The sequence below is a fragment of the Spiroplasma endosymbiont of Dactylopius coccus genome (genome assembly GCF_977110965.1).
In genome coordinates this window covers 888,595-900,817 of sequence record NZ_OZ373019.1, presented here as the reverse complement: position 1 = coordinate 900,817, position 12,223 = coordinate 888,595, and the positions used below count along the sequence as shown (strand labels likewise).

Below are 12,223 nucleotides of genomic sequence, written 5' to 3'. Positions count from 1 at the left end.
CAACTCCTAACCTATAATTAAACTAATTGCTCTAACAAATAATCACAAAGGTATAATATTTTCAATTTCGCTAACAATATCAACATTTAAAGCAGTACTAATAGTATCTGAAAAAATATGCCGTAATAAACTATCTGTTGTAAAAAGAAACTGTCTTAATGGCTCAACTGGTAAAACCTTACCAATAACACCATAAAGCACTCATCTAAAAGCATTACGCAAATGAGCAAAAACATCATATCAACTTGGTCTTTCATACTCAGGGTTAAATGGACTATTTGGTGGAACTGGAGTTATATTTTCACTTGAAAAAATATTAATTTGACCAAAATTTAATTGTGGTGAAAAAGTTGGCCTAGTTGATTCACCACCATGAACATCAAAAAATACTGTTAAATGTCTTAAATTTGGAACACGAATAGGCATAGTAACAAAATTATATAAATATTGTTGATAAATATCATTATCAACTTTACCTTTAAAAACATATTTTGTATCACCAATATAATCTAAAAAACTAAAAGTAAAATCAGCAGTAAAAGTTTTAAAATATTCATATTCAAAATAAAACATAAAACCTTGAATATAAAAACTTAAAGGTTTATCAATTTCAAAATTTAACTGTGTTTGAAAATTTATAATACTTTTACCAGTATTAACAAAATTTAAATTATTAGTATTATTCTTTGCAACATAATTATGATTAAACATAATACGTGAAAATTCATCTAATTGTTTTCTATTAAAAGTATAAACACCAGTTCCCATATCTATCATTTGTGACGGAACACCAACTATCACTATAATAATAACACGTATATAAACCTTCATTATTACCTATAATTCACCACTTACTAATTTTAAATCCGGTTGGTCAACATCAAAATAAGCAGAATTTCATGGAATTGATGCTCAATCATCAAAATTATGATATTTAACATGTTTAACCATTTCTTTTGTAATATCATAATTAACAACATTAGGGTCATTTGAAGCAATCAAACTAGTAGGTGCTTGAATAAAAGTATTTACAACAAAAAATAATTTAGCAAACTTAAATCACATAATTATTTACCAAAAAAAATTTTAAAACTATCCAAAAACCATAAAACATAATAAATCCAATAAAAAACTGAGTTCCATAAACTACTAAATTTCATAAAATAGTAGTAAATTGGTCAACTGGACTACCTATAAACATAGTTCAATAATCAACTATACATTTATGAATTTGATTATATATCTCTAAAACACTCATAACTAACACCTACCCAAACAATAACCTAAAAATAAATTTAATACCACGATAAATAAAATTAAAAAATACACCTAATACCAACCAAAAAGTCAAATTGAACAAAATATAAACTTCATTAGTAATATTTGGTCGATTTAAAAATATTTGAATATCTTTACTAGAAAATATAAAAATAAAATGCAATATACTAACTACAAAATTAGACATAACTATTTACCTACAAACTTCCCTTTTTTATTTTCAATACCTTTTGCCTTATTTCTTAAACGTTTTCTTTCATGTTGTTTAGCAATTTGCTTTCCAACAAATTTTGAACTGCCCTTAATATTTTTATAACTTTGCTTTACAGTCCCCGATGTAGAAACTGGTTGAATATCAATATTTAAAAAAACTGACATAGCAAACTTTATTAAAAGAATAAAAACAACAAAAGTACCTAAATTAAAACCTAAATCTGCCATTGGCAAATTTCAAAATTTCATAAAAATTTCTCCAAATAATTCTTAGAACCTGTTTAGGATCTTTTTTAACTTATTTTTGATTAAATTAATATCATAAATGTTATTTTATAGTTGAAAAATAAATTTTTAATCGATAAGTTGTCAAATGATAAAATCTTTTTAACAAAAAAATGACAAAGAAAATAAAATGTTAATTAACTGTCAGGTTAGAAATAATTATTCCCTTTTTTAGTTTAATTATGTTTAAAAGATTCCAAACAGGTTCTAAAACTTTTGAAATAAAAGCAACACCCATAATAAAAAACTCCTATATTATTTTTTATAATTTTAAAATTAAAGAAAAAGTAAAAAGTACTAAAATAATTGCTAACAATGGGGCTGGCATTGAAATTATATGTTGTGAATTATCACCAAAAATAAAACTTTTAATAACCAAAGATAAATTATGCAAACCAGAAAAATCAGTAATATAACTTTGCAAAAATAGGTAATGTTTAGTAATCTGTGTAACTTATAAAAATAACTATGTTTAATTAATTCTATAATAAACCTAGAAAGAGTGAATTACAGATGGCTAAAAAACAAAATATTAATAATAATGATCCAATATCAAAAGCAGTAGATTTATTATTAGAAAATACTGAAGATTTAACAACAGTTTTTAAAGAGGGAGGTTTGTATAAAGAATTAACAAAAAGATTAGTAGAAAAAATGTTGAATTCTGAGATGCAAAATTATTTAGGATATGATAAGAATCAACATAGTAATAGTGACAATGCTCGTAATGGTATAAGTTCAAAAAAATTAATAACTCAACAAGGTAAAATTGAGATTGATGTACCACGAGATCGCAATAGTAATTTTAATCCTGTAATAATTGCAAAAAGACAAAGAAGATTTGATGGTTTTGATCAACAAGTTCTTTTTTTATATGCAAAAGGTATGACATTATCAGATATTAGAATGCAATTACAAGAGTTATATCATGGTGCTGATATTAGTGAAAGTGTTATTAGTCACAAATTACTGATGATGTTATTGATGATGTAAAAGCATGGCAAAATCGACCATTAGATAGTATTTATCCGATTGTTTATTTTGATTGCATAGTAGTTAAAATACGACAAGATAAACGCATTATTAACAAATCTGTGTATATAGTTTAGGAGTTGATTTAGAAGGTAAAAAAGATGTTTTAGGCTTATGAATTAGTGAAAATGAAGGTTCTAAATTTTGATTAGCCAATTTCACAGAAATGAAAAATCGAGGCTTAAATGATATTCTTATTGCTTGTAGTGATAATTTAACAGGAATGTCAGAAGCAATACAATCAGTTTATCCTAAAACAGAACATCAATTATGCATCGTTCATCAAATTAGAAATAGTTTGAAATATGTCTCATATAAGCATAGAAAATCTCTAGTTGCAGATTTAAAACCAATTTATACTGCATGTAGTGAAGAACAAGCAATGCAGGCTTTAGAAACATTTGAAAATAAGTGAAATAAACAATATCCTCAAATTGCTAAATCTTGATATAAAAATTGAGAAAATTTGATAGTTTTTATTAGTTATCCAACAGAAATTAAAAGAGTAATTTATACCACAAATGCTATTGAATCTGTTAATAGTCAATTACGAAAAGTTATCAGAAATAAAAAAGTTTTTCCTAATGATATGGAAGAATTGAAAATATTTTATTTAGCAATTGAAAATATAACAAAAAAATGAACAATGCCCATTCAAAATTGAAATACAGCAATTGCTCATTTTATGATAAAATTTGAAGATAGAATTAATCTTAACTAGTACTTTGTAAAACAAAGATACACAGATTTCTAAAAAGCCTCATATTTAATAATGCTGATAATCCAGCAGGCATATTAATCACCCCCTTTCTCTAATTCTTTTTGTTGTTTTTCCATTTCTAATTTACGTTTCTTCTTTTCAAAATCTTTACGACAAAAAATACAATCAGGCTCACTATCATTCTCCTTTATATGTTTTCTATGTTTATATTTTTCTATACCCTCACGTATTCAATTTCTACAAAACCAAAGAATTAAACAAAACCCACCAATATATAAAGCATATTTTATAATCTCCTTAAAATCCATTATTTATCAACTCCTAACAACTTATTAAAATTCATATTTTCACTTAATCTTTGTTCAAAATTTCGCTTTGCTTTTTTCTTATGTAATTTTTGTCTTGACATATTTTTTCATTTTATTTTTTTCATTTTAAACACCACCTAACGTATAAACATAAGAATAATCCCAATTTAAACTTGCTCTATCTAAATTAATCTCCGACATACTATCATTTAAATCAACATCAAACATATCATCATTTGTACTTTGATAGTCATTAACACTAGCATTAATTAATCTTGCTCTTTCATCAGTAAATACTTCTTGTAATTCTGTATTATTATGTGTATTTCCTAACGGTAACAATAAAGTATTTATAATCTCACTTGCACCAGCAATAATCGTAGGAATAGCAAAATAATTACTAAAATCATTATTAATACCCATAGCAACCCCACTACTAATCAAACATCCACCAGTACCCATATTCGCTATTTTACGTATATTTTCAAATCTATTAGGTATTAACTCAGTTAATCCACTAATAACATTCGCTATACCAAAACTATTTAAAGATACATAAGTATCCCAATCTACAAAAGGTTTATCAACTATTGGATTAGGTGTTGGTATTGGGGTAGGAATTGGTGGTTCAGTTGGACAAGGTGGTCAAAAACAAGGTTCATCTCTTAATAAAAAAACTGACTTATCTACATAATGAACAAACTTAGCATAATTAATTAAACCAATTGTTCCTAATCCTAATAAGATTTTTTTAAAACTATTAATTACTTTAGTTTTAGTATTTGGTCTTTGATTAATATTCCATATATCAATTCCTAACTTTTTACTAAATAACAAAGAATTAATAGAACCTAAAATTGGGTCTTTCAAATATTGACCATAATAAGCACTAACTCCAACCATAGCACTTAATGGACTTAATCCAGTTCTTAAAATTTTAGTTAAAGTATAATTACTAGTTTGTTCTAACTCATTAGGCATGTTTACTGTCTCCTCTATTTTTCACTTAATCTTTTTAAAATCTCTTGCAAATGCTTATCTTCCTTAGCATCTCTAAACGCTTTATCAATTAACATATAGTCATATTTAAACTGTTTCCTTTTTTCCATAAATAAAACTCCTTACTTATTTAATAAGGAGCTTATTTATGAATTATAATCTAATCCATTGGGGCTTAATGAAAAATATATAATCCATATATAAGCCCCTTATTTAATTTTGTTAATACTACTTCAAACGTTTAATATTAATTTTAAATTTCTGTTCATCTTTACCAAGATAATTAAAAGAATGTAAAAGTAAAGTTTGAAATTTAACTAAATCATTAACAATAATTTCTAATTCTTCAATACGTTTTTCTAAATCTTGCATTTTTATTTACCACCTTGATTTTTTTATTTTGTTTTCTTATTCGTTCCATTTCATTAGCAACTCTGTAACACATTTCACAACCATATACTCGTTCATAAGTTCAATCACTACATTTATATCTCATAATTTAACTTACTTTCTTGTTGTCTCATTGCCTTATTTAAAGCAATATCTAATATACAATTTGGACAATAATATTTTCCAGTATATAAATTTTGTAAAACTCTTTTAGGACAAATAACTTGGTCACAAAGTTTACACATATACCTTGCTAAATGAAATGGTTGTCGACATGAACAATTATTACTTTTAGCCATAATTTAATTAACTCCTAAGAACCTGTTTAGGATCTTTTTTAACTTATTTTTGATTAAATTAATATCATAAATGTTATTTTATAGTTGAAAAATAAATTTTTAATCGATAAGTTGTCAAATGATAAAATCTTTTTAACAAAAAAATGACAAAGAAAATAAAATGTTAATTAACTGTCAGGTTAGAAATAATTATTCCCTTTTTTAGTTTAATTATGTTTAAAAGATTCCAAACAGGTTCTTATATATAATTCTTTTACTTTTTTAATATTTCCAAAAAGTTCTTTTGATATTTTTATAAAAAAATCATTTTTTTCTTTAATTATTTTATTTTTATCAATTTTTCCAAAAGTAAATATTTTTAATATTAAATAACTAATTTTTTTAAATTTGCTAATCTTTTGTTTTTTTAAATTTTCATTAATATCAACAATAGTAGTTTGAGCTAAATTAACTCTATTACTAATAATTTCTGGAGTAAATTGATTTTTATCAATGATTATTTTTATCAATTCTTTATTAATTCATTCATATTCTTCTTGTAAATTTTTATTCATTTTTTCATCCTTTCAAAATAAAAACTCATTTACTTTGAAATTAAAGCAATGAGTTAAAAACTTATATTAAGTTTAATTAAATTATACAAAAAAATTCCTATATTAAAAACAGGAATTAAAATTTTAAAGGTTATTTGGAATTTGTGTTTATTTAACAGTGTAACTTTCCAAAATAATTTAATTTTTTGATAAATATTTTTAGGAAATTTTCATTCGATATTGACAACAGCAATTGCTCATTTTATGATAAAATTTGAAGATAGAATTAATCTTAACTAGTACTTTGTAAAACAAAGATACACAGATTTCTAAAAAGCCTCTACTATTGCGATCTCGTGGTACATCAATCTCAATTTTACCTTGTTGAGTTATTAATTTTTTTGAACTTATACCATTACGAGCATTGTCACTATTACTATGTTGATTCTTATCATATCCTAAATAATTTTGCATCTCAGAATTCAACATTTTTTCTACTAATCTTTTTGTTAATTCTTTATACAAACCTCCCTCTTTAAAAACTGTTGTTAAATCTTCAGTATTTTCTAATAATAAATCTACTGCTTTTGATATTGGATCATTATTATTAATATTTTGCTTTTTAGCCATCTGTAATTCACTCTTTCTAGGTTTATTATAGAATTAATTAAACATAGTTATTTTTGTAAGTTACACAGATTACTAAACATTACCAAAATTTCATTAATAAATTTAACTAAGACCTTTGAAACTTCTGAACAAACAGAACTTAAAAATAATACAAACCTTGAACAACAACTTAGTACACAAGAATACGATAAAGAAGTAACAAATACTTATTCTGTTACTAATACATATGATGTTGGTATAAGTGAAAAAATATCAATACCTTTTGAAGAAACAACCTTTAATTTTAACTTTGGTCATAGTACCACAAATACAAATTCTGAATCAGTAACATTAAAATATCCATCTCAAAAAATAAATGTATTACCTCATAAAAAGGTAAATATAGATTATGATATATTTTTAAATAATACTAAATCTGACTATATTCTAACTTTAAAATTAGATAAGAGCTCAACTTTTTCTGGAAATTTATATTATTGAGAAGATAATGTTAATAAAGGTTGACAAACATATAATTTCTATGAGCTTCTAACAGAATTAAATAAAAATCAATTTGCTAATAATTGTTTAATGTATGCTAACAATAACGAATTATATTATTCTATTCCATTAACCTTATATGGTAAATCTAATGAATTAGATGTTACAGTCAATACAGAACAACCAATTTAAAGTTTATAAAAATATTTAATTCAAAAATAACATTTTTTAAAATATTTTTTTATTCAACTTTAAAATTATTAAAACAACACTAACAAAAGAAAATTATTATGAAAATCATTAATAAGTGCTAAAAATATATAATTTATATCAGAACATTATTTTTAATTAATTACTAAATTATTAAAAATAACTAAAATTTTTCTAGATTTAAAAGGAGAAAGAAAAAATATGAAAAATATAAAAACTTTATTTAAATTAATGACAGCAGTTATTTTAACAACAGTTAGTACAGGCTCACTCATTGCATGTCAATCAGATGATATTCTAAAAATTAATATGCAAGTACAAAAAGATTTTAATTTTTTAGATTCAAATAATAATTCAACAATCAAATTAGATATCTATCAAAATAATATAACTAAATTAACAAAATGAAACTCTATTCAACTAAACAATATTACTGCCAGCAATTTATTAGAAAATGATAGCGAAACTACTAAAGCTAAATCTGCTGATGCTGCTAACTTTTTAGTTGATATTTTAAAATTAAAAGCAGTTAGTGGTCAAGGAAAATATAGACTTTTTAAACATAGTGATACACAATCCATTAAGATGAAAGTTAAATCTTACTCACCAATAATTAATAAAAAAATAGATCATACAGATTATATAATTACAGGTGGTACAGTAACTATATTTTTTTTAAAAAATAATAAACAATTATCTGACAATTATTTATTAAATATTTTATCCAAACCAAATGATGGTCTTGTATTACCTAAATTACCAACCACATCTAACGTATCATTAAATAATTTTAATGATATTCCAGAATTTAAAATTGGACAACCTAAATCAAAATTATTAGTTGATACAGATTTAACAAACTATCTAAAAAGTCCAATTTATTCTTTAGGAGAAAGAATTGCTGATCTTATGAAACAAGGTGACCACTTTAAAGTTAAAGTAAGTAAGTCCGTAAATGATGGAACTTATTTTGCAAAGGGTGATGTTATTAAAGTAAAATTTTCAATTGGTGAAATTCAATTTAATAGTGAATATACGCTAACTATTATTTAAAATAATATTTCATTATATTAATTTATCTATATTACTGATGTTAATCTTTTTGTTTGAGATTTACTACCTTCAATAACACTATTATTTTCTGATTCATTTATTTTTTCTACTATATATGTAATAGCAGAAACCGTTCCCACTGCAATAATACCACCAGCAAGTGCAGGAACAATAACAGGCGCACCACCAGCTCCAATCATAATGCCACTAATAGCAGCAGCAGAAAGAACAGTAGTTCCAATAACTGTTTCAGATGGTGTTGGATCGATTATATGATTTTTAATTACTTTTTTTAACTTAGATATTTTTTTAAAACTTTTTTTAATTTTTTTATTCATAAAACCTTTTTCTCCTTATTTTAATTAAAAACCCTTTACCTTAAAACTTAAGTAAATGGGTATAAACTTATATTAAGTTTATAAAATTATACCATATTGTCTATATTAGATATAAATAATGGATAATAAGTAAACTATTCTAAAACAGTTATTTTTTTATTTTTTAAATAATCAAATTCTTGATCATTTCAAAAACTATAATTTGATCTAATTTTATTTTTACTAAGAGCATAATAAAATGGAATAGCAACAAAATAAGCAAAGATAGCTTGAATACTATCAGTAATTAATTCATTAACTGTAATAGCATAATCTTGATAAATTACTAAATAAGACAATGGGTAAATAAGTAGTAAAATAGCAGCAAAAAAGAAAGTATAAACAGTACTTCATCAAGATTTATTAATTAATAACTTAATAACAAAAAACATTAAAATTCTAATAAAAATTGTAATAGGAATAACCACAATTTTAACACCACTAATTAAATCAAAAATGCCACCCGCAATTGGTCCTGCAAATAACAGCATTGGTCCTTCAAAAAAAGCACAAAATGGAATAAAAACAGCATCAAATAATTGCAAAGTAGAATTTCCACCAAATAAACTAGTAATTGCTCAACCAAAAAGAAAAGTTGAACAATAACCAATTGTTACTAATAAACCAGTAATAATACCAGTCATTGCTAAATATTTAATTGAGCGAAAACGATACATCTTTTCCTCCTAGATTACCAAAAAATATTAGTTATTTTTTTATTATTTAAAGATAAAACCAATTGCAATTGGATTAATTTTAGAACCATAGTAACAAGCTGCTATAATTTCTTTTTTACCTGCTGGTTGAATAACTTTAATTACTATGTTATTAGTTTTAGTGGCAACAATAATACCTAATTTATTTATTGCAACAATTGTTCCTGGCAGAGCATTTGATAATTCATTAGTTACTGCTACTTGATGAATTTTGTATATATTATCATTCAATGTAGTATAAGCAATTGGTGTATTATACAATCCACGAACATGACATGAAATTAATTGTGCTGAAAGATTTCAATTAATTTTTTCATCACTTCTTTTAATATTTAAACCAAAAGTTACTTTATTTTCATCTTGTTCTTGTTCTTCAATTTCATTATTAATGATTTTTAATAAATATTTTATTAACATATTTTGTGCTAAAGTTATCAACTTATTAACTAAAGAAGTATATGTATCATCAATACCAATTGAAACTTGTTCTTGAACATAAATTGCTCCTGCATCCATTTTACTTACCATTTTCATTAATGTAATACCAGTAGTTTGTAATCCATTAATAATTGCTCGTTGAATAGGGGCACCACCACGCAATGATGGTAATAATGAAGCATGAATATTTAAACATTTATATTTTGGTAAATTTAAAATTGCTTTTAGTAAAAATTGACCATAAGCACAAGTAAGAATAACATCAATATTTAATAATTGTAAATCTTTTAAACTGTCAATAATATTTTCGGGTTGGAAAACAGGGATTTGATATTCTTGTGCCAATTGTTTAATTGCTAAAGGAACAACTTCTTGTTTACGACCAATTTTACGATCTGGCTGACAAACAACACCAACTATTTCAATTTCATTTTTCATTGTTAATAACAATGTTTTTAAAATATTTTCAGAAAAAAAAGAAGAACCCATAAATAAAATTTTAAATTTTTTCATAATTTTCGCCCTCAATTTTTGCTTTGTACATTTCAATAATATTTTTTACATGTCAGAATAATACTACCATACCTAAAGTATCTTGAGCACAATATTTTAACATATTTTCACGAAAATTATGAATTCAATTAGTTAAACTAATGTTATTTTCAACTCTTCTACGAAAAACTTCTGATGCCATATCTCCTTTTTTAATAACTAATTCTTCATAAGAAAAGGAAGGTTCAAATGCTGGTAAAGTTTTTTTAATTGAAAGAGAACCATAAAACTGTTCTTTATAAATTTTAAATTCTTTAAAAAAATCTTGTAAATCAATAGTACCATCATGAATTAATGATAATTTATTTTTATATTGAGGGTAATAATAAGCTAATTTTTTAAGAACAGATTTCTCAAATGATTGATTATAAGCAACATACGTACCCTTACCATGAATATTAATTAAATCATGACATAATTTTTTTGTTAACATTTCTCTTGGATCATCATTGCCATCTGCTAAAAATTCATAATGTTTAATTGATTTATAAGTTTTAAAATCAAAATCTGGTGCTAATAATACATGGACAGAATATTGAAAAGGAATTTGTTGATATGGTTTACTATTTTTAAACTTAGGTATTGCAGATTTCATAGTCTCAAAATCATACATATAAATTGGATATTGGTACTTTTTGTATTCAATTTTTAAATCAACAAATTTATTGCCATCAATTAATTTTTCACCATTTTTAATTACATCATATTGTCTTAAATGTAAATTAGACTTTGTTAAAAATGGTAATAATCTTTCATCATTAATTTCTAAGAAATCTTCTTCATAATATCACAATGCTTTCTTAGTTTTTCTTAAACGATATAATTCAAAAATAGTATTATGAATAGAAAAATATTTAAAAATATGAGGACAAAATTGATTACTATTTTCATGACAATAAGGTAAAGTTAATAATTTAACTATTTCGTCAATATCACTAATTTTAATAATATTCTTAATATTTTCATATTGTAATTTCAAATTATTATTTAAAATTTCATCTTGAATTGATTCAAAAAGACTAAAACTTTTTTTAGTATTTGGACTTTTTTGCCAAGTTGATCCATTAACAATAAATAATTCATTTAAATCTATTTTTTCTTTCTTAACATAATTATTATTTAAATACATAATATAAGTATTAACTACTTTAATTCCACATTTGGTTAAAATATCATACTGATAAAGTAAATCTCACATATGTTCTTCTTTAACTCAAGTTACTGCTTTTACTTCAATTAAATCCCAACCATCATTATTTCACTTTAAAATATCACACTTAGTAACACAGCCCTGATATTCAAATCTTGGTTCAAATAAAACATCATACTCTTTATTATTAATAATTTCTATAACATTATTAACCGGTTCAGACTCAAAATTAAAACAAGAATATTTTACTTTAAAATATTCTTGAGCATAGTGCCCAGTTTCAATACCGTCTGCAATTGTTTCACCAAGATAAAATTCAGAATCATCTTCTTCATTATAATTATTTTCAAATGTATCATCGTCTAAATCAGAAATAGTAATTAAATTAGATTTAAATTTACTACTTGTTTTAGTATGCGTTAGTTCAACAAAATTTATTATCTTTTTCTCTTCAATTAAATGCTTAGCTAAAGCATAATTTTTTGCATTTAAAAATCACGAAAGTTTTCGACAAATACGGAAATGCTTATAATCATCTTTATAAATTTTCATTACATAT

The 12,223-nt window shown here is 23.8% G+C and carries 15 protein-coding genes and 3 pseudogenes; 4 read left to right on the top strand and 14 right to left on the bottom strand.

Annotation, left to right across the window (positions count from 1 at the left end):
* Positions 1-6 precede the first annotated feature (6 nt).
* The 3 genes from ACXUB0_RS05670 to ACXUB0_RS05660 all read right to left on the bottom strand — a co-directional run bounded on the left by ACXUB0_RS05670 (position 7) and on the right by ACXUB0_RS05660 (position 1,740).
* The gene (locus tag ACXUB0_RS05670) at positions 7-831 is read right to left on the bottom strand and encodes a hypothetical protein (protein ID WP_458258056.1); all 825 of its coding nucleotides are present in this window, start codon (positions 829-831) and stop codon (positions 7-9) included.
* A gap of 6 nt (positions 832-837) precedes the next feature.
* Positions 838-1,065 (bottom strand): hypothetical protein, encoded by a 228-nt coding sequence (locus ACXUB0_RS05665; protein ID WP_458258055.1) that lies wholly within the window; start codon positions 1,063-1,065, stop codon positions 838-840.
* A 402-nt stretch (positions 1,066-1,467) separates the two neighbouring features.
* Positions 1,468-1,740: a hypothetical protein gene (locus ACXUB0_RS05660; RefSeq protein ID WP_458258054.1), complete on the bottom strand. Its 273-nt coding sequence runs from the start codon at positions 1,738-1,740 to the stop codon at positions 1,468-1,470.
* Positions 1,741-1,958: 218 nt separating this feature from the next.
* Between ACXUB0_RS05660 and ACXUB0_RS05655 the strand changes: the two genes are divergently transcribed.
* Together ACXUB0_RS05655 and ACXUB0_RS05650 are read left to right on the top strand one after the other, a co-directional pair.
* Entirely contained in the window at positions 1,959-2,192 is a 234-nt protein-coding gene (locus ACXUB0_RS05655) for a hypothetical protein (RefSeq protein WP_458258053.1), read from the top strand.
* Positions 2,193-2,289: 97 nt separating this feature from the next.
* Positions 2,290-3,529, top strand: a pseudogene (locus tag ACXUB0_RS05650) (IS256 family transposase).
* A gap of 74 nt (positions 3,530-3,603) precedes the next feature.
* On the opposite strand, the gene ACXUB0_RS05645 reads toward ACXUB0_RS05650, so the two are convergent.
* The 7 genes and pseudogenes from ACXUB0_RS05645 to ACXUB0_RS05615 form a co-directional block, all read right to left on the bottom strand.
* Entirely contained in the window at positions 3,604-3,837 is a 234-nt protein-coding gene (locus ACXUB0_RS05645) for a hypothetical protein (RefSeq protein WP_458258052.1), read from the bottom strand.
* A complete protein-coding gene (locus ACXUB0_RS05640) occupies positions 3,837-3,962 on the bottom strand; it encodes a hypothetical protein (protein WP_458258051.1) in 126 nt (41 codons plus the stop codon). The genes ACXUB0_RS05645 and ACXUB0_RS05640 overlap by 1 nt, the downstream gene beginning before the upstream one ends.
* Position 3,963: 1 nt before the next feature.
* Positions 3,964-4,818, bottom strand: coding sequence for a hypothetical protein (locus ACXUB0_RS05635; protein ID WP_458258050.1), 855 nt, complete (start codon positions 4,816-4,818; stop codon positions 3,964-3,966).
* 246 nt (positions 4,819-5,064) lie between these two features.
* Positions 5,065-5,208, bottom strand: coding sequence for a hypothetical protein (locus ACXUB0_RS05630; protein WP_458258049.1), 144 nt, complete (start codon positions 5,206-5,208; stop codon positions 5,065-5,067).
* 113 nt (positions 5,209-5,321) lie between these two features.
* Entirely contained in the window at positions 5,322-5,525 is a 204-nt protein-coding gene (locus ACXUB0_RS05625; RefSeq protein ID WP_458258048.1) for a hypothetical protein, read from the bottom strand.
* A gap of 206 nt (positions 5,526-5,731) precedes the next feature.
* Positions 5,732-6,079: a hypothetical protein gene (locus tag ACXUB0_RS05620; RefSeq protein WP_458257718.1), complete on the bottom strand. Its 348-nt coding sequence runs from the start codon at positions 6,077-6,079 to the stop codon at positions 5,732-5,734.
* Between the two features lie 321 nt (positions 6,080-6,400).
* A pseudogene (locus ACXUB0_RS05615) lies at positions 6,401-6,688 on the bottom strand (transposase); the annotation flags it as partial.
* A 24-nt stretch (positions 6,689-6,712) separates the two neighbouring features.
* Here ACXUB0_RS05615 and ACXUB0_RS05610 point away from each other — a divergent pair.
* Together ACXUB0_RS05610 and ACXUB0_RS05605 are read left to right on the top strand one after the other, a co-directional pair.
* Positions 6,713-7,120, top strand: a pseudogene (locus tag ACXUB0_RS05610) (ETX/MTX2 family pore-forming toxin); the annotation flags it as partial.
* 459 nt (positions 7,121-7,579) lie between these two features.
* Positions 7,580-8,431, top strand: a complete 852-nt coding sequence (locus ACXUB0_RS05605) for a hypothetical protein (protein WP_458258047.1) — start codon at positions 7,580-7,582, stop codon at positions 8,429-8,431.
* 26 nt (positions 8,432-8,457) lie between these two features.
* Here the strand turns inward: ACXUB0_RS05605 and ACXUB0_RS05600 are convergent, their stop codons facing one another.
* The 4 genes from ACXUB0_RS05600 to ACXUB0_RS05585 form a co-directional block, all read right to left on the bottom strand.
* Positions 8,458-8,769: a hypothetical protein gene (locus ACXUB0_RS05600; protein ID WP_458258046.1), complete on the bottom strand. Its 312-nt coding sequence runs from the start codon at positions 8,767-8,769 to the stop codon at positions 8,458-8,460.
* A gap of 134 nt (positions 8,770-8,903) precedes the next feature.
* The gene (locus tag ACXUB0_RS05595) at positions 8,904-9,485 is read right to left on the bottom strand and encodes a hypothetical protein (protein WP_458258045.1); all 582 of its coding nucleotides are present in this window, start codon (positions 9,483-9,485) and stop codon (positions 8,904-8,906) included.
* A 42-nt stretch (positions 9,486-9,527) separates the two neighbouring features.
* Positions 9,528-10,475: a methionyl-tRNA formyltransferase gene (gene fmt / locus ACXUB0_RS05590; RefSeq protein WP_458258044.1), complete on the bottom strand. Its 948-nt coding sequence runs from the start codon at positions 10,473-10,475 to the stop codon at positions 9,528-9,530.
* Positions 10,462-12,216 carry a DUF2779 domain-containing protein gene (locus ACXUB0_RS05585; RefSeq protein WP_458258043.1) on the bottom strand — a complete coding sequence of 585 codons (1,755 nt, stop codon included), beginning with the start codon at positions 12,214-12,216 and terminating at the stop codon, positions 10,462-10,464. Before ACXUB0_RS05585 ends, fmt begins: the two co-directional genes overlap by 14 nt.
* Positions 12,217-12,223 lie beyond the last annotated feature (7 nt).